This window comes from Novosphingobium umbonatum (assembly GCF_004005905.1).
Classification (GTDB): domain Bacteria; phylum Pseudomonadota; class Alphaproteobacteria; order Sphingomonadales; family Sphingomonadaceae; genus Novosphingobium; species Novosphingobium umbonatum.
On record NZ_SACO01000001.1, the window covers coordinates 198,938 to 222,176 of the forward strand.

A 23,239-nucleotide genomic window follows, 5' to 3' on the forward strand; every position below is an offset into this window, starting at 1 on the left:
TTTCCTTGGGGGGAACCTTTGACCATGAACTTCCCGTCCGATGCCATTGCCAAGAAACGCGTTCTATTGCGCCGCTATGCTGTGCTGGGCCTTGCCGCCACGCTGGCTGGTGCTGCCGCTTTACAGGGCATGTCCGCCCCCGCCATCGCCCAATCCGATGAAAAGGGCGCCGAGACCGAGGAAGGCATTCCGGTTACCGACAAGGTGGTGATCGAGAAATGCGGCACCTGCCACACCAGCGATGGCAAGGGCCACCTGTCGCGCATCAGTTGGGTACGCACCACGCCCGAACAATGGGCGCAGGTGATCCACCGTATGGTCAAGCTCAATGGCCTGTCCATCACGGCGGACGAGGCCAAGAAAGTCGTGCGCTCGCTGTCCACCACGCATGGGCTGGCGCCCGAAGAGGCGAAGGCGGTGATGTATCTGCCCGAAAAGCGCGCGCTGGACGAGGTTAACATCCCCAATGAGCAAGTGCGCGCCGCCTGCGCCTCTTGCCACGCCTTTGCCCAGCCCTTGAGCTGGCGGCGTTCGGCCAATGAATGGCGCCTGCTGCAAGATCTGCACGTAGCGCTCTATTCGCAGGCCGAAGTGCAATTCCGCCGTCCGGTGGATGACAATGGTATCCCCGCCGGTTTCGGCGCTCCCGCTGGCAAGGGGCCTACGCCCGGCATGCTGGCTCTGGATTATATCCGCAAGGTGGCCCCGCTGCACACGCCCGAATGGGCCGCGTGGAGCGCGCGTATGCGCAAGCCCGAGCTGGCAGGCAAATGGCTGGTTTCGGCCAGTATGCCGGGCAAGGGCCGCTACGCAGGTTCGCTGACTATCGCGCCTGCGGGGGATGATTTCACCTCCACCCTCACCCTGCATTCGCTATCCGATGGCAGCACCATCACCCGCAGCGGCAAGGGCATTGTCTATGCCGGATACTCATGGCGCGGCAGCAGCAGCGGCACCGGCGATATGGCCACGCCCGACGCCCCCAATGGCGCGGCGCGCGAAACCTTGTGGTTTGCACCCGACCAGAAATCGGCCGTGGGCCGCTGGTATTGGGGCGCCTATCAGGAATTCGGCTTTGACGTAACGCTGACCCGCGCTGGCGGAGAAACCACGATCAGCAGCGTCAGCCCCTATGCGCTGAAGGCAGGCACTACCGGCGCCACCTTGCGCATTCTGGGCGACAAGCTGCCCACCAAATTCGTCCCCGCCGATCTGGGTCTGGGCAAGGGGTTAAGCGTCAAGAAGATCATCTCGGCCAGCGCGGACGAGATTGTGGTCAGCGTGGATGTGGCCGCCGATGCGGTGGTGGGCGCGCATGATGTGGTGCTGGGCGGGGCGGTGCTGGAAAAGGCGTTGCCAGTGTATAAAAAGGTCGATTACCTGAAGGTCACGCCCGAAACCGCTCTGGCCCGTCTGGGCGGCAGCGAGAAGCACCCCAAGGGTTATCAGCAGTTTGAAGCCATCGGCTATGACAAGGGCGCCGATGGCAAAATCGGCACTGGCGATGATGTGGCGGTGGGCCCGATCGATGCCACTTGGTCCATGGGCGAGTTCCCTTACGTCTATTATGATGATGACGTGAACTATGTCGGCAAGCTGAGCCAGACCGCCTTCTTCACGCCTAATATCGACGGCCCCAATCCGGCCCGCAAATGGAACCGCAACAATTACGGCGAAGTCTGGGTGACGGCCACGGCCAAGGCCGAAAAGGGCGCCGATGGCAAGCCCTTGACCGCCAAATCCATGCTGATCGTCACCGTGCCCGCCTATAAGCGCTGGGATCAGCCGGAGGTGAGCCAATGACCGCTTTGCTAACCCATGTCTACCGCAGCGGCGAAGTGCATCGCTTTGCCGCCGAAGGGCAGGATTTCATCTATCTCGTCTCCGCTGGCGCTATTTTTGCGCTGGATGGCGCGGTGGCGCAGGTTTTGTCCATGCTGGACGCGCAGGAGATGGAGCATGGCGCGCTGGTGCAGGCTTTGGTCGATGCAGGCCAGAGCCATGCCGATGCCGAAGATCTGGTGCGTGAGCTTCGTCTGGCCCGCGTGATTGTTTCGGACCAGACCGTTGCCGCCCCGGCGCCTGCCACGCCGCCGGTCGACTATCCCTTGCAGGCCTTGGTGCTCAACATCACCAACCAATGCAATCTGGCCTGCACCTATTGCTATGAATTTGGCGCGGACAAGATCGCCACGCCGAACGGCAAGCCCAAATATATGACTTTGGACACCGCCAAAGCCTCGGTCGACCTGCTGCTGGCGCAGTCGGGCGGGCGGCCTGCGGTGCATATTACATTCTTCGGTGGCGAAACGCTGATGAACTTCCCGCTGCTGCGCGAAGTTGTCGCCTATGCCACCGAACAGGCGGGGTCCTCGGGTCGCACCATTACCTTTAGCCTGACCACCAACGCCACATTGCTGACCGACGAGATCATCGAATTTCTTGCGGAAAAGCAGATTGGCGTGACCGTCAGCATGGACGGCCCGCAAGAGCTGCAAGACAAACGCCGCGTCTATAAAAGCGGCAAGGGCAGCTATGCCGTGATCGAACCCAAACTGCGGAAACTCATCGCGCGCCATCGCAGCCGGGCGATCACCGCGCGCGTCACCCTGACCGACGGGGTAACGGATGTCATCCGCATCTTCCGGCATTTGAAGGATGATATCGGCTTTCACGAAGTCGGCTTTGCGCCGGTCACCACATCGGGCACGCGGGACTATTCGCTCAGCGATGATGGCATGAACAGCGTGCTGGCCCAGTTCCACCAACTGGCCGATGAATGGCTCGATTATGCGCTCAAAGGCTGGATGCACGGCTTTACCAATGTGTCCGAAACGATTGGCGAGCTGGTGCAAGGCACCAACAAGAGCCATCCCTGCGGCGCGGGCCTTGGGCTGCTGGGCGTGTCGCCCTCGGGTGATCTCTCCCCTTGCCACCGTTTCACCGATGCCGACAGCCATGTGATGGGCCATGTTTCCAGCGGGATCGACCGCGCGGCACAGGGCGAATTCCTCAGCAAAGGCCATGTGGGCGCGAAGTATGCCTGCCAGTCCTGCTGGGCGCGGCCGCTATGCGCGGGCGGGTGCCACCACGAGGCCTTTGTCCGCTATGGCGACACCGGCCACGCCAATCTGCATTATTGCGACTGGATCCGCGAATGGACGGGGCGCTGCCTTGAAATCCACGGCGCCATCTCGGTCAAAAACCCCGAATTTCTTGAAAAATTCGCTCAGCGAAAGGGCTTGTCATGAAGCATCTGCGCCCCGTCAATAACAAGGCCAAGGCGATCGACGAAAGCGTCAACGCGCAAACCGCGGCCATGGAACAGGATGTGGTGGCCTTGCAGCAGCAGGTCCGCCCGCATGTGCCCATGGGCTGCACCCTCTCCTTCTCTCCGGGTTGGGAAGTGGATGCGGGCGGCGGCACGGCGGGTCTGTGCCAACCAGTCGAGCGTGACATTTACGACTGCTATGTCACCTGCTTCTGGCCGGTTCAGGTGCCCGACCATGTCAATTACTCGCCCGATTGGGCCAGCAATTGCGCCGCCGCCGCGCGTGACTGGCGCAGCCTCGACATCATCTTCCCCTAAGCATTGCGCGGCATTTCGCGCGGCTTGATGGAAACAGGCAGGAAAGACCCGCCCATGAGATTTATGCGTTCAGCCTTGATGTCGGCCAGTCTGGTGGCTGCCACCGTTCCGGTCGCTGGTGTTTCGGCCCATGCCTCTACCATTGTAATGGGGTCCTATCCCGACAAATTGCTGGTGGTGGATGAAACCAGCGGCAAGGTGGTGGACAAGATCCAGTTGGCCAGTGGCCTGCCCACCGCCCTGCGCCTGTCCAATGACAAGAAGCGCATCTACACCACCACCATCACCAACAGCGGGATTGAAGTGCTGGACGCGGCCACGCGCAAAGTGCTCAATTCCTTCAGCCTGAACACGCCCACCACGCGCTATCGCTTCACCGGCGGCGTGCCCGATCACACGGGGCGTTATTATTACACCATCCTGATGCAGTTCGACAAACAGGTCGACCGTTACAAGGTGGGCAAGTGGCAATATGCCACCATCGATCTGGTGCAGAAGAAAGTGGTGAAAGCGGTGGACATCCCCGAGGATGACAACCCGCTGAATGCCGCCCGCGCCAATATGATGCTCTCGCCCGATGGCAAGCTGCTCTATATTTTCCGCGACAAGGTGCTGATCCTGAACACCAGCGATTTCAAGACGGTGGACAAGATCGACATGGCCAAGCCCGAAGGCGCAGGGCTGGAGAATAACAGCTTTGGTGGCGGGGTCGAATTGCTGCGCAACAATGACGAATATGTGTCCTTGTTCACCGCCGCCGACCCCTATTTGCACAACAAGATTTTCGGCATTGGCCGCTTCAAACTGGCGTCCAAGACTTTTGACTTCACCCCGATCGGCCCTGCCCCCTATCAAATGGCGGGCCTGCAGGTAACGCCCGATGGCAAGCAAGCCTATACGGTGGTGACGCAAGGCACGATCGGCAACAAGCGCTGCGAATTCTGGCATTTCGACCTGTCGGACAACAAGGTGCTCAACAAGGCCGAATTCCCCTGCCGTTCGCGTTTCCAGTTCGGCATGTCCACCGATGGGGCCAAGCTTTACATCTATGGCGCCAGCTATGACATCGAAGTCTATAGCGCCAAGACCTTAGCATGGGAAAAGACGTGGAATCTGGAAGCGGACGCCACCATGGCCGGCATGGTCTACACGCCTTGATGGAACAAGCGCCGGTGCTGGTACGAGGGTCTGGGCTGGCTTGCGCCTGCGCCCTGCACCTGCTCCGCGCGCAAGGAATAGATGCGCTGGTTGAACCACATCAGCGCATGCCGGTGCCGGTAGTGATGCTGTCGGATGCAGCTTTGGGGTTGCTGCGCGATGTGTTTGGGCGGCCAGACCTGCTGCAAGACGCCCATCGCATCCAACAACGCCATGTCCGTTGGGGGACGGATACGGCGATCATGCCTCATGGCGGGGTGGTGGTGTCGGAGGCAGAACTGCTGGGCGCGCTGGACTTGGGGCATCCGGCGCTGGCCTGCGGTGATGAACCTCTTCTGGCCACGCTGCATGGCACCGGCCCCTTCCCCTCCGCCCCGATGCTGCATTTTGGCCAGCGTCGCACCGTGGCGGTGCCGGTGGACATGGTGCCGGATGCCGAGCGTGATGCCTGCTATGTGGAAGCGGTGGAAGAGGGCTGGCTCTTTCTCATTCCCAAGGGCGATACCGCATGGCTGCTGGCCGTGGGGGCAGAGGTGGAACCCTTGCTGGCGGGAAGCCATTTGATTGCGCCCCTCCTGTCCCGCGTGGGGCAGGCCAGCGCCGCCTTCGACACGGCCCCGCGCCAATTGCCGCAGCTTTCGGGGCCGGACTGGCTAGCGCTGGGCACGGCGGCACTGGGTTTTGACCCCATTTGCGGCGATGGCAGCGCGCAGGCCGTGCGCGAGGCGATCTTGGCGGTAGCGGTGGTCTCCGCCATGGCCAAGGGCGGGGATGGTGCGGCGCTGACCAACCATTACCACGCCATGCTGACCGCGTCCCTGCGCCGCCATATCCAGATTTCGGGCCAATTTTACGCTAGCGGCGGCAAGGGCCCATGGTGGCAGCGCCAGATCGCCGATCTGGCCGAGGGCTATCGCTGGACCACCGCCCAACTGGCGCAGCAATGCGAGCCGCGCTATGTGTTGCGCGGGTTTGAACTGGTGGAAAAGGAAATGGCGCTCTGAACGCTCCCCATCCTTCGGCGGCTTTTGCCCAACCGCCCAGTTGGAAGGCTTATGCGCGGCTGTGGCCCTATCTGCGCCCCTATCTGCCGCGCATGCCCGCCGTGGTGCTGGTCAGCCTGTTGGCCACAGCGCTCAGTCTGGCCCAGCCTTACCTATCGAAACTGATGATCGACGGCGCGTTGCTGCGCCATGATATGCGCGCGCTTTGGCTGGTGGCGGGGCTGATGATGGCGGCTACGCTGGGTTCTTATGCGCTGAATATTCTGGCGACATGGCTGCATGTCTCGCTGTCGTCGGCCATGCTGTTCGATATGCGCAGCGCGGTGCTGGCCCAGTTGCAGCAACTCTCACCACGTTTTTTCAGCCGGTTCCGGTTGGGCGATCTGATGAGCCGCCTCAACAGCGATGTGTCCGACATGCAGCGCGTGGCGGGCGACACTTTGCTGGCGGCGCTGGCTAATCTGCTGTTTCTGGGCGGCAGTATTGGCTTGATGCTCTGGCTCGATTGGCGGCTGTTTGTCGTGGGCGTGTTGGTGATACCGCTGGCCGTGGGCACATTCCTGCGCGCGCAAAAGAAGCTCACCGCGCTCAACCAGCAGATGCGCGAGGCAGGGGCCGATATTGGCAGCCTGCTGGTCGATACGATCATGGGCATGCGCAGCATCGTGGCGCTGGGCGCGCAAGAGAACGAGCGCAGCCGTTTCGGCGCGGCCAATGCCCGTTTCGTGCGCGCCATGCTGCGGATGCAGATGACCTCATTCCTGTCAGGCGCGGTGCCAGGTACATTGCTGTCGGCGTCCAATGCGGCGGTGATGTTATGGGGCGGCTATGAAATTACCGCAGGCCGGATGAGCATAGGCACTCTGGTGGCCTTCATGGCCTATCAGCAAAGGCTTTTCGCGCCCGTGCAAGGCTTGCTGGGCCTGTCGGCTTCGCTGGCGCTGGCGCGGGTGGCGCTGGCGCGGATTTTCGAACTGATGGATACGCCCGCCGATGTGGTGGAGGCAGAGCGCCCCCTACCCCTTGGCACAGGGCCGCATGAGTTGGCGCTGAAAGGCGTGCATCTTTCCCACGGGCGCAACCCTGTGCTGGCGGGCGCGGATTGCACCATTCCTGCGGGCAATTTCTGCGCCCTGCTTGGCCCCAGCGGCGCGGGCAAATCCAGCATGGCCGACCTGCTGGTGCGCCTGCTCGATCCCGACGCGGGGCAAGTGTTGATCGATGGCGTGGATGCCCGCAGCCTTCGCCTTGCCGATCTGCGCCGCGAGATCTTGCTGGTGGAGCAGAACCCATTCCTGTTCAACGCCACCCTGCGCGACAATATCGCCTTTGGCCTGAGCGATGTTTCCGATCAAGCGCTGCATCAGGCTGCCCATGCCGCCGGTCTGGAAGCCTTGCTGGCCCGCCTGCCGCAGGGGCTGGACACACAGACCGGTGAGCGGGGACAGGCTTTATCGGCGGGCGAAAGACAAAGGGTGGCGCTGGCCCGCGCCCTGTTACGCAAGCCGGGCGTGCTGGTGCTGGACGAGCCCACCGCTGCGCTGGATGGCGAGACGGAAAGCCTGATCGCGCAGCGCCTGCGGCAGGCCTTGCCCGATGCCACGCTGCTGGTCATCACCCACAAGCCTCCTCTGGCCGAAAAGGCCGACATGGTGCTGCATCTGGAAGCGGGGCGGTTAAGGGCCAGCCATGGCTGACGGCAGCGGGGTGACCGTGGCCATTATCGACAGCGGCGTTCACCCGGACCACCCCCATATTAACGCGGACCGCCTGCTGTCCGGCCTTGCGCTGGGGCCCGATGGCTGGATGATCGAAAGCGGCCTTCCGCTTGACAGGCTGGGCCATGGCACCGCCGTTACCGCCGCCGTGCAGGAAAAGGCCCCCGCCGCGCAAATCCTGCCCATCCGCGTGTTTCACGATAGTTTGCGGGGCAGCGCGCTGGCCTTGTCCACCGCGATTGACTGGGCGGCGGCGCAGGGGGCGGATGTTATCAATCTCAGCCTTGGCACCACCAATGCCGCGCATAGGGCATTGTTCGAGGCCAGCGTGGCGGGCGCGCGGGCGCGCGGTTCGATCATCCTTGCCGCGTCAGAAGCCGATGGAACCCCATGCCTGCCCGGCAGCCTGCCCGATGTGATCGGCGTGGGGCTGGATTGGGACATCCCGCGCGAAGCCTGCCGCGTGGAAAGCGGGCGGATCATCGCCAGCGGCTATCCCCGCCCGATTGAAGGTGTGCCGCTGCGTCGCAATCTCTATGGCATCAGCTTTGCCGTGGCGCAGGCCAGCGGGCTGGCTGCCTGTGCCGTGCAGGCCTTACGCGAACAAGGCATCACGCCCACGCCCGAAAACCTGCTCGCCGCACTGGCGGGCTAAACACCGTCTCCGCCCTATCAAAAAAGACCCCCATGGTTTCCCATGGGGGCTTGAGTTTTACCTTCGCAGGGTAACTGGAAAATCAGAACTTATGGCCGAATTTCACGCCATAGAACTGGGGCTTGATCGGGAAGCTGCGCGCGGAGTCCGCGCAATATTCGATCGAGCAGAAAGTGTTCTTCGAAAGGATGCCGCGCTTGTCGAACAGGTTCTGGACAAAGATTTCGGCGTTCCACTGATCCTTCTTGATACCGGCCGAGAAGTCGAAGCTGGCAAAGCCCTTGGTGTTGCCCAGCAGCGAGTTCTTGTACGTATCCAGATCCGAGGTCGAATTGGTCTGGTAGAACATGGTGCCCTGCAGGAAGGCATCATAATCGCCCAGAGTGGTTTCATAACGGGCCGAACCCTGCATCTTCAGCTTGGGCTGACGCGGCAGACGCGTGCCCTTGGCAGCGGCCACAGTGCCAGCCTGGCTAACGTCGCAGCTCGATAGCGAGACCACGCGCAGCACCGGATCGAGGTTACAGAAATTGGTCGACAGCTTGGCATCATTATAGGCGCCCGAACCCGACAGGGTCAGCTTGCCCAGCTTGAGCGTGCCGTCCAGTTCGACACCATAGACCTTGGCATTACCGGCATTGACCGTCACACCCGCGCCCTGGAAGCCGAAGGGCACCACGCCATATTGGATGCCATTCCAGTTTTCCATGTAGACCGCGCCATTGAGGCGGAAGTTGCTGCCCCAACTGGTCTTGAAGCCCACTTCAAAGTTGGAAAGCGTATCGGCCACATAGGGCTTGGACCCTGCCAGACGGCTCGCGCCACCCGGACGGAAGCCGGTGGAATAGGTGAAATAGACCATCTTGGACGGCTGCACCTGCCACGACACGCCCAGCTTGTGGGTTTCGCCCACCTGATGATAGCCGATCGAGGTGTTGATGCAGCTCAGGCGATAGGGATGGTTCCAGGCATAGCCGCTGGCCGCATTGAAGCCGCATCCCATTTGCCCCGTTACCAGCGAGCGCGCGGTGGTGGTGCTGCGGGCGCTGCGCCAGATGCCGTTAAAGCCATATTGGCCATTGTCCGTGATGAAATAGCGGATGCCGCCATTCAACTTCACATTGTTGAGGATCTCGTAATTGGCTTCGGCGAAGATCGCGCCATCTTTGTAATGCTGGTCATTTTCGACGATATAGAAGGCGTCCTTGTTCACCACACCGGGCAGGGCGGGCGAATAGAGGCCACCACCGGCAATGCCGAGGCTGGTGGCATTGGACAGACCGCTGATGTAATAGCTGCCATCATTCTGGTTCTTCTGGAACTGGTAGAATCCGCCCACCGTCATCTGCAGCTTCCAATCCTTCGGAGTGGAAATGCGCAATTCCTGCGTGAATTTCTGCTGGCGCAGATGGCCCAGATATTTCTGCGTCGGGTCAATGGTCTTGCCCGTCGTCTTGTCGGTGAACTTCATATATTCCATGTAACCGGGGTCGTTGGCCGCGAACCCGTCATAGGTCACCGTGTAATAGGTATAGTCATTGGCGTTGCGGATCTTGCGCTTGAGATAGCCGGTGGCGGACACCACATCAAAGTCGGCGATCTTGCCATGGATGGTCAGCGCGGCCTGCGCCCACTTATCCTTGTTATAGGTTTCCGAATAGTCATGGACCTTCAGATCGCCCACATCGGGATCGTAGTTATAACCGCCCTTGGAATTGAGGTTCTGATAGGTCAATTCCGGCACGATCGACCAGTCATCATTCAACTGGATCGTGGCCGTGGCGCGACCGCCAAACTCATAATTCGGGTTGTAGTCCTTCTGGGCAATCGCCGAATTGTTGATCGTCATGCCGATCGACTTATAGGTCAGGCTGCCGGCGACATTGTCGATATAGCCGCCTTCCTTCTTGTAATAACCCATCAGGCGCACGGCGATCTTGTCATTCACCGGCAGGTTGACAAAGCCTTCGAACATCTGGCCAAAGTCGCCCTTGCCGAACTTGTTGAGCTGGACATCATAGCCCGCTTCAAACTTGCCGATCTTGGCCTTGTTGGTGATGATGCGCAAAGTACCGGCCAGCGAGGAAGCACCAAACAGCGTGCCCTGCGGACCCGAAAGGGCTTCTACGCGCTCGATGTCATACATATGCGGGTCGAGCATGCGACCGGCCTGTGTGACGGGGATGTCGTTGAGGTAAACGCCCACGGTGGGCAATTGGCCCCCGCCCACGGAGATGCCACGGAAATAGAGGTTCGAACGCCCCGGCCCCAAGGTTGCGAAGGAAACGGAGGGCAACATCTGCACATAATCGGCAAAGGCGGCCACCTGATGCTGCTGCAGGGTTTCGGGCGAGAGCGCCTGAAGGCTGATCGGAACCTTCTGCAGGCTTTCCGAACGACGGGTGGCGGTCACCACAATATCGCCCACCGGCCCTGCTTCGGCAGCAGCGGCAGGTTCGGCCTCGGCAGCATGGGCAGGGCCCGATGCCAACAGCGCCACCGGCGTCAGAATGCTCGCCGCGCCCAGCGCGCGCAGCATCAGCGACTTACGCGTCTTGCCCTCAATCTTCATATTACCCCCTTAAAAGAGATCAGTTTGCCCCCGATCCCACAGCGGTTTTCCGGCGCTGCCCCGTGTGCAAAGGGCAGCAGGCTCCAGCATCGGAAAGTCACCTTTCCAACCGGACACAGCCCTTGCGGGCGCCATAAAAACCCTTGCGAAATCTTCAGACTGTCGCCCGCCTCATCCTGCGTTCCGATGGGTTAAAAGCCATGGCGCAAGTGCAGCAATTAGTACGACCGTCCGGAAATAAAGTGTGCCAGAGCGCCAGCCATAGTCAAGTTGCAGCAAGGCGAATCCGCAAGCCAAGCCTTACGTCGTCTGACGTATATCACTGGGCAACAGGGGGGCAGACAATCACGCCTAAGTCAGACTCCGCAGATTGACAGCCTGCCTTTGGGGGCATGTCGAGCGGCGCCTGATGCATGCACAAGAAAACAAAGGGCTTTCGCATGGCGTCTTCTTCGGATGTTCTGGATAAAACCGCAGAGGTCAGCGGTTCTCTGGACATGGCGCTAGCCCATGCCGGACGGTTGCTGGCGCAGGATCCGGCGCTGGCTTTGGCGCAGGCGGACGAGATTCTGGCTGCCATCGCCCACCCGCAGGCACAATTGATCAAGGGACAGGCGTTGCGCCTGTTGGGGCGATTGCCCGAAGCCCAGGCCGTGCTGCAACCGCTCACGCAGGATCAACCGCGCGCCGCAGGTCCAGCTTGCGAATTGGGGCTGACGCTGGCGGGTCTGGGCGATGCCGAGGGCGCCATTCACCATCTGCGCCGCGCGGTCGCCCTGCGCGATGATCTGGGTCGGGCGTGGAGCGTGCTGGCCGGATTGTTGCGCGCCGCCGGAGAAGATCAGGAAGCCACCAAGGCTGAAATGGGCGCGGTGCGCGCCTCCACCCGCGATCCGCAATTGATCGAGGCGGCGATTGCCATGGGGGAAGCCCGCTTTGAAACCGCCGAACCGATCCTGAAAGCGCGTCTGGCCGCCAAGCCCGATGATATTGCCGCCACCCGCATGATGGGCGAATTGGCGTGGCGCATGGGGCAATTGGACGAGGCGATTACCTATCTGCTGCGCACGCTGGAACTGGCCCCCGGCTTTGCCGCTGCGCGCGAATTTCTGGTGCGCCTGTTATCGCAAGCCAACCGCCTGCCCGAAGCCTTGGACCATGCCGCTATCCTGAGCGCGCAGACTCCGCAAAATGCCGATAATGCGCTGCTGCTGGCCTCGATGATGGTGCTTAAAGGCAACCAGCAAGAGGCCAAGGCGATCTATGAAGACCTGCTGCGCCAATATCCCGATCAGCCGCGCATCTGGATGAATCTGGGCCATGTGCAAAAGACTTTGGGTGACCAGCCCGCCGCCATTGCCGCCTATCGCCATGCCATCGCGCAATCGCCGACTTTGGGTGAGGCATGGTGGAGTCTGGCCAATCTGAAAACGGTCAAATTCCCGCCCGAAGATCGCGCCGCCATGCTGGCCGCCATTGAACAGGGACCGGCGCTGGAGGACCTGCTCCACCTGCATTTCGCGCTGGGCAAGGCGCTGGAAGACGCTGGCATCTATGCCGACAGCTTCGCCCATTATGATCAGGGCAACCGCTTGCGCCGTCCCGAAGTCCTGTATGATGCCGATGAAACCCATCTGGACGCTGCCGAACATGCCGCTCTGTTCACCGCCCCCTTTTATGCGCCCAGGTTGAGCGAGGGCGGATGCACCGCCCCCGACCCGATTTTCGTGCTGGGCCTGCCGCGTTCGGGTTCCACGCTGGTCGAACAGATCCTGTCCAGCCACAGCCAGATCGAGGGCACGCATGAATTGCCCGAGATGATGATGCTGACCGGCCGGTTAAAGGCCCGCGTCGATCAGGGCGAATTTGCCAGCTACAGTGATCTGCTGCGCAGCCTGTCCCCCGCCGACCGCACGCGACTGGGCGAGGAATATATCGAGCGCACCCGCATCCACCGCAGCAGCGACCGCCCCTATTTCATCGATAAAATGCCCAATAACTGGCAGAACACCGGCCTGATCCACCTGATCCTGCCAAGGGCCAAGATTATTGACGCCCGCCGCCACCCGATGGGTTGCTGCTTTTCGGGATGGAAACAGCATTTTGCGCGAGGGCAGGCATTCACCTATGATCTGGGCGAGATTGGCCGCTATTACCGCGATTATGTGGCGCAAATGGCCGCTTTTGACGCGCAGATGCCCGGCGTGGTCCACCGCGTGATCTATGAGGAAATGGTCGCCGATACGCAGGCGCAGGTTGCCTCGCTGCTGGCCTATGTCGGGGTGGAATTTGAAGAGGAATGTCTGGCCTTCTGGCGCAACAAACGCGCCGTGCGCACGGCCAGTTCCGAACAGGTGCGCCAGCCCATCTATCGTGACGGGCTAGAGCAATGGACCCATTTCAACGAATGGCTCTCCCCCCTGCGCGACGCGCTGGGGCCGGTGGTGGAGGCCTTCCCCGCTCCGCCCGCAGACTGGGCGGAGCATTTGGGGTTGATCGGCTAAACCTGATTACTGATTGGGGCGAATGTCGCGGAAGGCGGCGTTGAAACCGCTGCTGGGGCCGGTCGGCTCGGCAGGGGCAACCGGCGCGGGCGCGGTATAATGCGGCACCTGATAGGAACGGCGCGAGGCGGCATGACGGCTGTGACGGCCTTGGCCATGACGGGCCGCCTTGCGCTCGGCACGGGCGGCGGCGCGGCGTTCGGCCTTGGTCAGCTTGTGCTTCTTGCCCGATTTTTCAGCCTTGGCGGCGGCCTTGTCATGCTTGCCATGGCGCTTGCCCTTGGTCTCGGCCTTGTCATGACCGGCCTTCTTGCCCTTGGCGTGCTTGCCATGCTTGGGCTCTACGGCAGCGTCCTGATGCTTCTTGCCCTTCTTATGCGCCTTGGCAGACTTTTCCGCCTTATGCTTGGTCGCCTTGTGCTTGGCCGCCTTTTCCTTTCCCTTGGCGGGCGCGGCCGCGGCATGATGACTCGCCTTATGATGCTTGGCGGCTGCAGGCGTTGCCACCATCACCATCGCCAGCAAAGCACCCAGAATACGCATCATCACATAAGTCTCCCTTTTAGGATTGGACGTGTTCGCATAAGCGCTCGCCGCGATCTGGCAAGCCCCCATCCGGCCCTGTGCCAATTTGCAACCGCCCAGCCGTGGCGGCAATGCGTCCAAATGCGTGGCCCGCGTCAATATCTTGACGCATAAGTCACTTGCCAATCTCCACCAGCGGGCGTTTAACGCCGCGATGACTCACAAGACTAGCGTATCGCGTGACTGGCTGGTTTCGGCCATCGCCCGTATCGAGGCGGATTACACCCGCTCGGCCGACACCCATCTGTTGCGGATCGATCTGCCGCGTTACCCCAACATCCCGCTCTATCTGAAAGATGAGAGCAGCCACCCCACCGGCAGCCTGAAGCACCGCCTGGCCCGCTCGCTGTTCCTTTATGCGCTGTGCAATGGCTGGATCGGGCCGGACACTTGCGTGATCGAAAGCTCGTCCGGCTCCACCGCCGTATCCGAAGCCTATTTCGCGCGCCTGCTGGGCCTGCGCTTTATCGCCGTGGTGCCCGCCACCACCGCCCGCCCCAAACTGGACGCGATCCGCTTTTACGGTGGTGAAATCCACGCCGTCGATGACCCACGCAGCGTCTATGACGTTTCCGCCCGCCTCGCCCGCGAGACCGGCGGCCATTATCTCGACCAGTTCACCTATGCCGAACGCGCCACCGACTGGCGCGGCAACAACAATATTGCCGAAAGCATCTTTGCCCAAATGGCGCGCGAACCCAACCCAGAGCCCTCATGGGTGGTGGTGGGAGCCGGCACCGGCGGCACCTCGGCCACGATCGGGCGCTTCATCCGCTATCAACGCATGAAAACCCGCCTCTGCGTGGCTGATCCGGCCGCCTCGATCTTTCACCGGCATTTTGCCGATCCATCGATCACCACGCTGGAAGGCGGCTGCACCGCACGCATCGAAGGCATTGGCCGCCCCCGCGTCGAGCCCAGCTTCATCCCTTCGGTCATCGACCGCATGGAGCCGGTCGAGGATGGCGAGAGCATTGGCGCCATGCGCGCCCTCTCCCGCCTGCTGGGCCGCCGCGTGGGCGGATCGACCGGCACCAATATGGTGGCCGTGGCGCGTTTGATGCAGGAAATGGCCGAATGCGGCCTGTCAGGCAGCATCGTCACCCTGCTTTGCGATGGTGGCGACCGCTATGCCCAGACCTATTATGATGATGCATGGTTGGCAGAACACGGCCTGCATTGGCAGGAAGCCGAAGCGCATTACCTCAAGCTCTGGGGCGCGGCGTAAGGCCTCAATCCATCTCCACCACCAGCGCGGCCAGACGTTCCACCTCGTCGCGCTGGTGGCTGACATAGAGCATGGGCAGGCCCAGCGAATCGCGGATTCTTTCGATCAGGCCCATAATCTCAGCCCGACGCGGAGCATCCAGCGCCGATAAAGGCTCATCCAGCAACAGGAAGCGCGCGCCGGCCAGCAAGGCCCGCCCGATGGCCACCCTCTGCGCCTCGCCACCCGACAGGTTGACGGGGCGGCGGTGGAGCAAGGGCGCCAACCCCAGCAGATCATAAACTTCCTGCGGGGTGATCCAGCGCTGCTCCGGCGCGATAAGCCGCCAGCCATAGAGCAGATTGGCCTCCACGCTTTTATGCGGAAACAGGCGCTTGTCCTGAAACACATAGCCGCAGCGGCGCTGTTCGGGCGCCAGGTTGATGCCGCCCGCGCTGTCAAACAGCACATGGCCCGCCGCCACGATCCGGCCCTCGTCCGGCGTGACCAAACCGGCCACCATGTCCAAAACGCTGGTCTTGCCCGCGCCCGAACGCCCGCATAGCGCCACCACACCGCCCGCGCTGGCGCATTGCAGGGCGATGGTCCGCTCGCCCCGCCGCAAGGTCACGTCAATCTCGAACATGGCTGCGCCCCATCCGCCGGTTGAGCACTTCGGACGCCACCAAAGCCAGCAAGGACAAAGCCACCGACAGCAAAGCCAGCCTCGTCACCACCTGCTCCTGCCCCGGCACTTGCAACGCGGCATAGATGGCCAAGGGCAAGGTCTGGGTTTCACCCGGAATGTTCGAGACAAAGGTGATCGTCGCGCCAAACTCCCCCAAGGACCGCGCAAAGCCCAGCACCATGCCCGCCAGCACCCCCGGCATGGCCAAAGGCAGGCTGATCGAGGCGAAGGTCTGCCATGGTCCAGCGCCCAAGGTGCGCGCGGCAGCCTCCAGCTTGGGGTCTACCGCCTCGATCGACAGGCGCATCGCCCGCACCATCAAAGGCAGCGCCATCACCGCGCTAGCCAAGGCCGCGCCGGTCCAACGGAACATGAGGCTGATGCCATGTTCGGCCAGCCAACCGCCCACCGGCCCCTGCGCGCCAAAGGCCAGCAGCAACAGCCAACCCATCACCACCGGCGGCAGCACCAAGGGCAGATGGACCAGCCCATCCAGCAGCACCCACAAGGGATGCCTCCCCCGCGCCAAGCCCCATGCACAGGCGAAGGCCAGTGGCGCCACCGCCAGAACCGCCACCATGCTCACCTGCAGAGATAGGCGCAAAATATCCCATTCCTCCGCGCTCAGCATGGGTCAGCTTGTACCGAAACCATAGTGACGGAACAGCGCCTTGCCTTCCGGCGAGATCAGGAAGCGGCGGAAGCCTTCCGCATCAGCGTGATGCGACAGGGCCAAGCGCGCCACGGGATAGACAATGGCCGGATGGCTGGCCGCAGGAAACAGGCCCACCACCCGCACCTTCCTGTCCGCCGCCGCATCGGTGACATAAACAATGCCCAAAGGCGCCTCCCCACGCGCCACCAGCGCCATGGCGGCGCGCACGCTATCGGCCCCCGCCACTCTTGCCTGAACCGAGGGCCAGACTTGCAGGCTTTCCAAAGCCGCGCGGCCATATTTGCCCGCCGGAACGCTGTTCACCTGCCCCATGGCCAGCCTGCCATTCGCCCCCAAAGCTGCGGCCAGCGGGAAGCGAGGGGCAATGGTCAGACGCAAAAGGGTGCCCGCAGGCGCAATCAGGGCCAGACGGTTGGTGAGCAAGGGCGCCCGCGTGGCCGGAGCCAACCAGCCCCCCGCATGGCCGGGGGCCTTGGCCACGAAATCCATCCATTCCTCGTCGGCGGAAAAGAACAGATCAGCGGGCGCGCCTTGCACCACCTGCCGCGCCAAGGCGGAAGAGGCCGCGAAAGACAGCACAGGGCGCGGATGCCCCTTGGCGGCCCAGACATCGGCTGCGGCGTTGAGCGATTCCTGCAAAGAGGCCGCAGCCAGCACCACCGGCCCGCGGGTTTGCGCCATGGCCTGCCCGCCCGCCAGCCATGCCAAGCCCGACAATATAATCTGGAAAACTGACCTGAAACCCAGCCGCAATGGCCTTCTCCCGCACAACCTATATTACATTGTATATAGGATGACGGCCTAAACAAGCCCCTGCTAGCGCGCCCGCGCTTTCAGGATCGCCGCATGCACCGCAGGCGCGACCACCGCCGAACCTTCCAGCGATAGATGGAGATTGTCGCGATAAAGCATCACGCCCTCTCGCATCGCATAACAGCCCCGCGCATCGCACAAAGGCTGCGCAAGATCGACCAGTTGCACATGCGGATAATCTTTCAGCACCCCGCGCAGCCAGTCATCATAGCGCAAACGGATCTGCTGCCACCCGCTACCCGCCCGCTCGCCGCAGAATTGGCGCACGCCAGCGGCGTGAATCGGGCGCAGGCTGGTGAGGCAATCGGATGGATCAAAACCCATCCGCTGGTTTGGTGCCACCACAATCACCCGCTTGCCCGCCTTTAACAGGTGCTCCAGCGTGCGGCGCATCACCCGTTCCAGCACCGCCGTCGGTTCCGCTTTGCGGGCATCGGCCCGGTCCAGCAATTCATGCACCGAACCATCGATCAACAGCCGGTCCCCATTGGCATAGGACAGCACCACCACGCGGATCGACGGGTTGGCGATCGCATAATCCAGCGCCTGATTGGTCAGCATCCAATTGTTGCGGCGGGTCTGGTCGAAACGCTCGGTGGTGATCGTGTCATAGAAAGGCGCGGCCTCGCTGGCCGAGGCCAGCAACACATTGATGTCCCGATAGCGCGACAGGGCGGGAAACAGGCTGAGATTCATCGAATCCCCAATCAGCGCCACATCGGGTTGCGCCTTGCGTGACAGCGCACAGAAATCATTGCCTTGCATATTGGGCACCAGCGCCGAACGCTGCGGCATCAGCCGGTTGCAAGCCGCGCCTTGTTCCGGCGAGGAGACCGCCAGATCCCAGCCCAATTGCCGCGTGATGCTGGCGGTTTGCGCGCTGGTAGAACTGCGCAACATACCTTGCGCCGTAGCCCAGCCCAGCAGGCCGATCAGCCCCATCGCCGCCAACAGGCCCGCCAGCTTGGCCTTGCCCTGTCCGCCATAGCGCAAGGGCGGCTCGACAAAGCGCGTGGTGCCCCAAGCTAACCCCACTGCCGCCAGCACCGCCCAGACCATTGCCTGAGCGCTGGAATAGCCCGCCATTCGCACCAGCACCAAAACCGGCCAATGCCAGAGGTATAGCGGATATGAGATGCCCCCCAGCCAGCGCATCGGCGCCAGACCCAGCAGCCGCGCATTGACGAAAGCCTGTGGCCCCGCCGCGATCATCGCCACCGCCGCGCCCACCGGCAACAAGGCCGCCGTGCCGGGGAAGGCCACGCCCTCGGTAATGAACACCAGCCCGCCCAGCAGCGCCAGCAAGCCACCCGCGCCCAAGGCTTCCGCCAGCCAGCGCGGCTTGGGAAGCCCGCTCCGCTCCGCCTGCGCCAGCGCTGCGCCCGCCAGCATTTCCCAGAAGCGCGCGGTTGGGATGTAGAACGCCGCCGACTGGTCCCGCCCCATCAGCCACAATTCTTGCGCAAAACTGGCAGCCAGCCCCAGCAGCACCAGCGCCCAGACGCCGCGCCCGCGCCACAACCGCCACACCAGCGCCAAAGCCAGCGGCCACAAGATGTAGAATTGCTCCTCCACCCCAAGGCTCCATAGGTGGAGCAGGGGCTTGGCTTCGGAAGCCGTGTCGAAATAGCCCGCCTCGCCATAGAGCGCCAGATTGCTGACAAACAGCGCGGCGGCGGCCACATGGCGGCCCAGTTGCGCAAACCCATCATCAAACAATTGCACCCAGCCCGCCGCCAGCGTGGCCGCCAGCACCAGCACCAGCGCGGGGTAAATCCGCCGCACCCGCCTTGCATAAAATCCGGCAAAGCTGAAGTGCCCCGCCGCCAGATCGCGCAGGATGATGCCCGAAATCAGATAGCCGGAAATGACGAAAAATACGTCCACCCCGATGAAGCCGCCAAAGCCCTTGGTAAAAAAGGCATGGAAAGCCACCACCACGCCCACGCTGATGGCGCGCAATCCGTCAATATCGGGGCGGTGATTTGGGGGGGCAGACATGGCGGTTCCTCTGGCCGCTGCCCCCGAACGGGTCAAGCCTTTAGGGTTTGGCCCCGCCCGCGATCCATGCGCCCAGCTTGGCGCGCTCCTGCGGCGTCATATTAGTCATATTGCCCAAGGGCATCACCTGAGCGTCCACCGCCACTTTCTGGATGCGCGGGGCCATGGCACCGGCATGGGCGGCGCTATCCAGCATCACGCCCAAAGGCGGCGCAGGCATGGCCACCGGATGCTCGGCATGGCAGGACAGGCAGTGTTTGGCGAAAATGGGCTGCACATCGGCATAGGTCAGGTCCGGCCCCTTGGCCTGCGCCCTACCGCTCTTTTCCCACGCGACATAGCCCGTGGTCGCCACGATCAGCGCCACAATCGCAGCGAACAAGGATGGCGAGCTTTTGCCCTTATGCCGCAGGTTGAACACATGGCGGACCGCTACACCAAGGGCCGAAACCAGCGCCAGCACCAGCCAAGGCCGATCCGCGCCGAACGTCATCGGGTAATGGTGGCTGATCATGATGAACAACACGGGCAGCGTCATGTAATTGTTGTGCAAAGAGCGCTGCTTGCCCCGCGCGCCCAAGGCCGGATCGGGCGCCTGCCCCGCGATCAGTGCGTCCACCACTTTGCGCTGGCCGGGGATGATGATCATGAACACATTGGCGGCCATCACCGTGCCCACCATCGCGCCAATATGCAGATAGGCCCCGCGCGCGCTGAACACTTGATTCAAGCCATAGGCCGCGCCCACCAGAAAGCCATACCACACCACGCCCATCGCCAGATTGTTCCGGCCCAGCGCGCTGCGGCACATTCTGTCATAGACCACCCAGCCCAGAGCAATCGCGCCCAGCCCGATGCCAATCGCCTGCCATGGCTCCAGCGCCAGCTTTTGCGTGTCGATCAAAAAGCTGCGCGCACCGACATAATAGACCAAAGTCAACAGGCTGAACCCGCTGACCCAGGTGAAATAGGCCTCCCATTTGAACCAGTGCAGGTCATCGGGCATTTGCGCGGGGGCAACCATATATTTCTGCGCATGGTAGAAACCACCACCATGGACCGACCATAGCTCGCCACTGGCATCTCCCTGTTTAGGGGGAGTGAGGTGGTTATCCAGCCAGACGAAATAGAAGGACGAACCGATCCATGCGATGCCGGTAATCAGATGCAGCCACCGCAAAGCCAGATTGAGCCATTCGGTAATATCCATCGCGCCTGCCCTGATCCCCTGATACCAGCTCTATGTCCCTGCCGACTTACCCCGTTCGCATAAAGCGCAAAAATTCGCTTGGCCCTTTGCAAAAATAAGAGCGCCTAGCGCCGATAGGCAGGCAGACCCAATTGCCACGCAATCGCCGCGCCTCGCAAACCCAGTCCGATGGCAAAGGCCACCACCATCGCCAAACTGCGCTCTACGCCAAGAGCCAACAGGCCCACATGGCTGACCGCAGCGGCAGCCGCCGCTGTGACATAAAGCTCTGGCCGCAACACGATCGAGGGTACACCGGCCAGCATATCGCGGAAAATGCCGCCCATACACGCCGTCACCACCCCCATCATCGCGGCAGGCAGCGGGGGTATGCCCCATTGCAAAGCCTTGGCCGCGCCAAACACGCTATAGGCGGCTAGCCCCGCCCCGTCGAACCACTCCATCGCCTGCACCGGCCAGATGCGGCGCGGCATGCACCACACCACCACAGCCGAGACCAGACAAATGGCAATCGGCACCGAGCGGTGCATCCAGAACACCGGCGCCCCGATCAACAAATCGCGCAAAGTGCCCCCGCCAAGGCCGGTAGCAACGGCAAAGAAGGCGAAAGTCACCAAAGTCTTGCGCATTTGCGCCGCCGCCAGCGCGCCCGACACGGCAAAAAGCGCGGTGGCCGCCATATCCAGCCAAGGCATCGCCATGGCCGAGGCTTCCATCACCTTGGGCGCCACCTGCGGGGCCATTTGTGCCAATGCCGATCCGGCCATGCGCGTCCTCCTTGGGCTGCAATACGCGCTTGTGCCAAGCACTTGCCCCCTTGCCAAGGGCAGATGCCACCTTGACGGCATAGGCGCGCTGCCCGCATGTCGGGCGCCATGTCATCACCCGATACCGCCGCCCCCAAACGCCATTTGCACAGCGGCCATGCCATGCTGCTGGCCTTGGGAATGATCATGTCCACCGATACGCTGAAAACTGCGCCCACCGTGGCGGCAAGCGTGGGCCATTGGCATTTTCTGGGCCTATGGGTGCTGGGCGGAGTTGTCTCGCTGGTGGGGGCTTTGTCCTATGTAGAAATGGCGGCTGCCTTCCCCGATGCGGGCGGGGAATATTCCTTCATCCGCCGTGCATGGGGAGACAGGCTGGGCGGGCTTTATGCATGGTCCCGCTTTGCCATCATGCATACCGGATGGGTGGCGCTGATGGCCAATCTGGCGGCGGACCATGTGGGCGCGGCTCTGGCATGGGGCACAGGCGCCAAGGTCTGTTTCGCGCTGGCGCTGGTGGCGGGGATGACGGCGCTCAATGTCGCCCATGTAAGGCTGGGGTTTCTGACGCAGGCCCTGCTGGTGGCGGCTGTGGCTCTGGGCTTTGCCAGCGTGGTCGGCGCGGGACTGGTGGTGTCTGCCGCCCCCATGCTGCCCGATGCCCCGCCGCCCGCCATGGGCCAAGTGGCCGTGGCGATGATCTATATCTTCCTCGCCTATGGCGGGTGGAGCGATGCCGCCACCCTGTCGGCCGAGGTGCGATCCAGCCGCCACGGCATGGCGATTGCGACAATAGGCTCGATCAGCCTGCTCAGCGCCATCTATGTCGGGCTCAACTGGGCGATGATGCGCGGGCTGGGCGAGGTCGCCTTGGCCACATCCAGCGCGCCTGCCGCTGATCTGGCGGGCCGCGCCTTTGGCTGGGCGGGCGAGGCTTTGGTGGTCGGCGTGGTGGGCTTGTCCACCGTGGCCAGCATCAATTCCACCATCATCGTCTGTTCACGCACCACCTATGCCGCCACGCGCGATCTGCCCGCGCTGTCACGCATCGCCCAATGGCACCCCACGCGCGGCACGCCGACGCGGGCAACTTTGGCAGTTGGCGCGGTTTCCCTGCTGCTCACCCTGCTCTCGGCCATGACGGGCAGCGGCTTTGCCGCGATGGTGGATTATATGACGCCGGTCTATTGGCTGTTCGTCGCGCTGGGCATGGCAGCTGCCATTCGACTGCGCCTCACCCATCCCGATCAACCGCGACCGATCCGCACGCCTCTCTTCCCGCTGTTCCCGCTCAGTTTTATCGCGCTGGCCCTCTATATGCTCTATGCATCCTTTGCCCATCTGGGCGCAGGCGCACTTTATGGAGCAGGCGTGATGGCGGTGGGCGGCGGATTTCTCGCGCTGCTGGCAAGGAAGGATTAGAGCCCCGCAGGCCCCTTCCACTGGCGGCGTTCCTCAGCCACGCGCAGCACATCATAGGCCGCCTGCAATTTCTGGAAAGCCTTGGCCGCCGCCTCGTCATTGGGGCGCACGTCCGGATGCACTTCCTTGGCCTTGGTACGCCACGCCTTTTTGATCATGTCAAAATCGGCGTCACTTTCCAGTTCCAGCACTTCCAGAGCGCGCATCTCGTCGCGGCTGCGCGTGCCATCGCCCGATCCGGTCCAGCCATAATAGGCCGATTCGTGATAGCCCGAATGGGTCTGCCGCTCCGCCTTCTCGCGCGAGGCGGCCTCTTCTTTGTCCAGCCCTGCAAAATAGTCCCAGCCCGAATTATATTCGGCGGCATGGGCCTGACAGAAATACCAGCGGTCGGGGCTGTTGGGCGATTTTGGCGCGGGACAATTGCCCGGCTCGCCACATCCTGCGCGGTCGCACATACGGATATTGGCAGCCTCGCGGCCACCTTCATAGCCGCGCCAGCGTGGAAAACCCCAGTCAGAAGATCGGCGTGCGCGGCTCATAGTGACCTAATTTGGCAAATGCCGCCCCGAATCACAAGAGGCACCAAGGGGGCCTCGCGCTTATTGTACCTTGGACTGTGGCGTGCTTGCTGCATTGCAATAAAGCGGGAATGCCCCTATGGGCGCGC

The 23,239-nt window shown here is 62.4% G+C and carries 19 protein-coding genes; 10 read left to right on the forward strand and 9 right to left on the reverse strand.

Going from position 1 to position 23,239, the window contains the following annotated elements; all coding sequences use genetic code 11:
* The first annotated feature begins 24 nt into the window (after positions 1-24).
* The 7 genes from peaA to qhpE all read left to right on the forward strand — a co-directional run bounded on the left by peaA (position 25) and on the right by qhpE (position 8,124).
* Positions 25-1,803 (forward strand): quinohemoprotein amine dehydrogenase subunit alpha, encoded by a 1,779-nt coding sequence (peaA, locus tag EOE18_RS00840; RefSeq protein WP_246027187.1) that lies wholly within the window; start codon positions 25-27, stop codon positions 1,801-1,803.
* A complete protein-coding gene (peaB, locus tag EOE18_RS00845) occupies positions 1,800-3,251 on the forward strand; it encodes a quinohemoprotein amine dehydrogenase maturation protein (RefSeq protein ID WP_127705243.1) in 1,452 nt (483 codons plus the stop codon). Before peaA ends, peaB begins: the two co-directional genes overlap by 4 nt.
* Positions 3,248-3,589: a quinohemoprotein amine dehydrogenase subunit gamma gene (gene qhpC / locus EOE18_RS00850; RefSeq protein ID WP_127705245.1), complete on the forward strand. Its 342-nt coding sequence runs from the start codon at positions 3,248-3,250 to the stop codon at positions 3,587-3,589. The genes peaB and qhpC overlap by 4 nt, the downstream gene beginning before the upstream one ends.
* A 54-nt stretch (positions 3,590-3,643) precedes the next feature.
* Entirely contained in the window at positions 3,644-4,747 is a 1,104-nt protein-coding gene (locus tag EOE18_RS00855) for a YncE family protein (RefSeq protein ID WP_246027188.1), read from the forward strand.
* A gap of 107 nt (positions 4,748-4,854) precedes the next feature.
* The gene (locus tag EOE18_RS00860) at positions 4,855-5,751 is read left to right on the forward strand and encodes an NAD(P)/FAD-dependent oxidoreductase (RefSeq protein WP_127705247.1); all 897 of its coding nucleotides are present in this window, start codon (positions 4,855-4,857) and stop codon (positions 5,749-5,751) included.
* Positions 5,752-5,843: 92 nt separating this feature from the next.
* Positions 5,844-7,448, forward strand: a complete 1,605-nt coding sequence (locus EOE18_RS00865) for an ABC transporter ATP-binding protein (protein ID WP_127705249.1) — start codon at positions 5,844-5,846, stop codon at positions 7,446-7,448.
* Positions 7,441-8,124, forward strand: a complete 684-nt coding sequence (gene qhpE / locus EOE18_RS00870) for a subtilisin-like serine protease QhpE (protein ID WP_127705251.1) — start codon at positions 7,441-7,443, stop codon at positions 8,122-8,124. The genes EOE18_RS00865 and qhpE overlap by 8 nt, the downstream gene beginning before the upstream one ends.
* Positions 8,125-8,206: 82 nt before the next feature.
* Here the strand turns inward: qhpE and EOE18_RS00875 are convergent, their stop codons facing one another.
* Positions 8,207-10,696, reverse strand: a complete 2,490-nt coding sequence (locus EOE18_RS00875) for a TonB-dependent receptor (protein ID WP_127705253.1) — start codon at positions 10,694-10,696, stop codon at positions 8,207-8,209.
* A gap of 440 nt (positions 10,697-11,136) precedes the next feature.
* On the opposite strand from EOE18_RS00875, the gene EOE18_RS00880 reads away from it, so the two are divergent.
* Positions 11,137-13,200, forward strand: a complete 2,064-nt coding sequence (locus tag EOE18_RS00880; protein WP_127705255.1) for a tetratricopeptide repeat-containing sulfotransferase family protein — start codon at positions 11,137-11,139, stop codon at positions 13,198-13,200.
* Positions 13,201-13,206: 6 nt separating this feature from the next.
* On the opposite strand, the gene EOE18_RS00885 is transcribed toward EOE18_RS00880, so the two are convergent.
* The gene (locus EOE18_RS00885) at positions 13,207-13,746 is read right to left on the reverse strand and encodes a hypothetical protein (RefSeq protein ID WP_127705257.1); all 540 of its coding nucleotides are present in this window, start codon (positions 13,744-13,746) and stop codon (positions 13,207-13,209) included.
* A gap of 193 nt (positions 13,747-13,939) precedes the next feature.
* Here EOE18_RS00885 and EOE18_RS00890 point away from each other — a divergent pair, with 193 nt between their 5' ends.
* On the forward strand, positions 13,940-15,013 hold the full coding sequence (locus EOE18_RS00890; protein WP_127705259.1) for a PLP-dependent cysteine synthase family protein: 1,074 nt from the start codon (positions 13,940-13,942) through the stop codon (positions 15,011-15,013).
* Between the two features lie 4 nt (positions 15,014-15,017).
* On the opposite strand, the gene EOE18_RS00895 is transcribed toward EOE18_RS00890, so the two are convergent.
* From EOE18_RS00895 to EOE18_RS00920, 6 genes are all read right to left on the reverse strand, one after another.
* Entirely contained in the window at positions 15,018-15,638 is a 621-nt protein-coding gene (locus tag EOE18_RS00895) for an ATP-binding cassette domain-containing protein (RefSeq protein WP_127705261.1), read from the reverse strand.
* The gene (gene modB, locus EOE18_RS00900; protein ID WP_127705263.1) at positions 15,625-16,311 is read right to left on the reverse strand and encodes a molybdate ABC transporter permease subunit; all 687 of its coding nucleotides are present in this window, start codon (positions 16,309-16,311) and stop codon (positions 15,625-15,627) included. The genes EOE18_RS00895 and modB overlap by 14 nt, the downstream gene beginning before the upstream one ends.
* Positions 16,312-16,314: 3 nt before the next feature.
* On the reverse strand, positions 16,315-17,037 hold the full coding sequence (gene modA / locus EOE18_RS00905) for a molybdate ABC transporter substrate-binding protein (protein ID WP_127705264.1): 723 nt from the start codon (positions 17,035-17,037) through the stop codon (positions 16,315-16,317).
* 135 nt (positions 17,038-17,172) lie between these two features.
* Positions 17,173-19,170, reverse strand: a complete 1,998-nt coding sequence (locus EOE18_RS00910) for an acyltransferase family protein (RefSeq protein WP_127705265.1) — start codon at positions 19,168-19,170, stop codon at positions 17,173-17,175.
* A 40-nt stretch (positions 19,171-19,210) separates the two neighbouring features.
* Positions 19,211-20,380, reverse strand: a complete 1,170-nt coding sequence (locus EOE18_RS00915; protein ID WP_127705267.1) for a urate hydroxylase PuuD — start codon at positions 20,378-20,380, stop codon at positions 19,211-19,213.
* Positions 20,381-20,484: 104 nt separating this feature from the next.
* Entirely contained in the window at positions 20,485-21,096 is a 612-nt protein-coding gene (locus tag EOE18_RS00920; RefSeq protein WP_127705805.1) for a trimeric intracellular cation channel family protein, read from the reverse strand.
* A gap of 147 nt (positions 21,097-21,243) precedes the next feature.
* On the opposite strand from EOE18_RS00920, the gene EOE18_RS00925 reads away from it, so the two are divergent.
* Positions 21,244-22,569 (forward strand): APC family permease, encoded by a 1,326-nt coding sequence (locus EOE18_RS00925; RefSeq protein ID WP_246027189.1) that lies wholly within the window; start codon positions 21,244-21,246, stop codon positions 22,567-22,569.
* On the opposite strand, the gene EOE18_RS00930 is transcribed toward EOE18_RS00925, so the two are convergent.
* Positions 22,566-23,111, reverse strand: a complete 546-nt coding sequence (locus EOE18_RS00930) for a J domain-containing protein (RefSeq protein WP_127705269.1) — start codon at positions 23,109-23,111, stop codon at positions 22,566-22,568. The two genes, EOE18_RS00925 and EOE18_RS00930, sit on opposite strands and share 4 nt — an antisense overlap.
* Positions 23,112-23,239 lie beyond the last annotated feature (128 nt).

What these genes read in the sequence shown, in the direction of transcription:
- EOE18_RS00865 (WP_127705249.1), top strand. Translation starts at nt 5,844, where the DNA reads ATGCCCGCCGTGGTGCTGGTCAGCCTGTTGGCCACAGCGCTCAGTCTG.
- EOE18_RS00890 (WP_127705259.1), top strand. Translation starts at nt 13,940, where the DNA reads ATGACTCACAAGACTAGCGTATCGCGTGACTGGCTGGTTTCGGCCATC.
- EOE18_RS00875 (WP_127705253.1), bottom strand. Translation starts at nt 10,696, where the DNA reads ATGAAGATTGAGGGCAAGACGCGTAAGTCGCTGATGCTGCGCGCGCTG.
- EOE18_RS00880 (WP_127705255.1), top strand. Translation starts at nt 11,137, where the DNA reads ATGGCGTCTTCTTCGGATGTTCTGGATAAAACCGCAGAGGTCAGCGGT.
- qhpC (WP_127705245.1), top strand. Translation starts at nt 3,248, where the DNA reads ATGAAGCATCTGCGCCCCGTCAATAACAAGGCCAAGGCGATCGACGAA.
- modB (WP_127705263.1), bottom strand. Translation starts at nt 16,311, where the DNA reads ATGCTGAGCGCGGAGGAATGGGATATTTTGCGCCTATCTCTGCAGGTG.
- EOE18_RS00915 (WP_127705267.1), bottom strand. Translation starts at nt 20,380, where the DNA reads ATGGATATTACCGAATGGCTCAATCTGGCTTTGCGGTGGCTGCATCTG.
- EOE18_RS00895 (WP_127705261.1), bottom strand. Translation starts at nt 15,638, where the DNA reads ATGTTCGAGATTGACGTGACCTTGCGGCGGGGCGAGCGGACCATCGCC.
- EOE18_RS00930 (WP_127705269.1), bottom strand. Translation starts at nt 23,111, where the DNA reads ATGAGCCGCGCACGCCGATCTTCTGACTGGGGTTTTCCACGCTGGCGC.
- EOE18_RS00925 (WP_246027189.1), top strand. Translation starts at nt 21,244, where the DNA reads ATGTCGGGCGCCATGTCATCACCCGATACCGCCGCCCCCAAACGCCAT.
- qhpE (WP_127705251.1), top strand. Translation starts at nt 7,441, where the DNA reads ATGGCTGACGGCAGCGGGGTGACCGTGGCCATTATCGACAGCGGCGTT.
- modA (WP_127705264.1), bottom strand. Translation starts at nt 17,037, where the DNA reads ATGGCGCAAACCCGCGGGCCGGTGGTGCTGGCTGCGGCCTCTTTGCAG.
- peaA (WP_246027187.1), top strand. Translation starts at nt 25, where the DNA reads ATGAACTTCCCGTCCGATGCCATTGCCAAGAAACGCGTTCTATTGCGC.
- EOE18_RS00910 (WP_127705265.1), bottom strand. Translation starts at nt 19,170, where the DNA reads ATGTCTGCCCCCCCAAATCACCGCCCCGATATTGACGGATTGCGCGCC.
- EOE18_RS00860 (WP_127705247.1), top strand. Translation starts at nt 4,855, where the DNA reads ATGCCGGTGCCGGTAGTGATGCTGTCGGATGCAGCTTTGGGGTTGCTG.
- peaB (WP_127705243.1), top strand. Translation starts at nt 1,800, where the DNA reads ATGACCGCTTTGCTAACCCATGTCTACCGCAGCGGCGAAGTGCATCGC.
- EOE18_RS00885 (WP_127705257.1), bottom strand. Translation starts at nt 13,746, where the DNA reads ATGATGCGTATTCTGGGTGCTTTGCTGGCGATGGTGATGGTGGCAACG.
- EOE18_RS00855 (WP_246027188.1), top strand. Translation starts at nt 3,644, where the DNA reads ATGAGATTTATGCGTTCAGCCTTGATGTCGGCCAGTCTGGTGGCTGCC.
- EOE18_RS00920 (WP_127705805.1), bottom strand. Translation starts at nt 21,096, where the DNA reads ATGGAAGCCTCGGCCATGGCGATGCCTTGGCTGGATATGGCGGCCACC.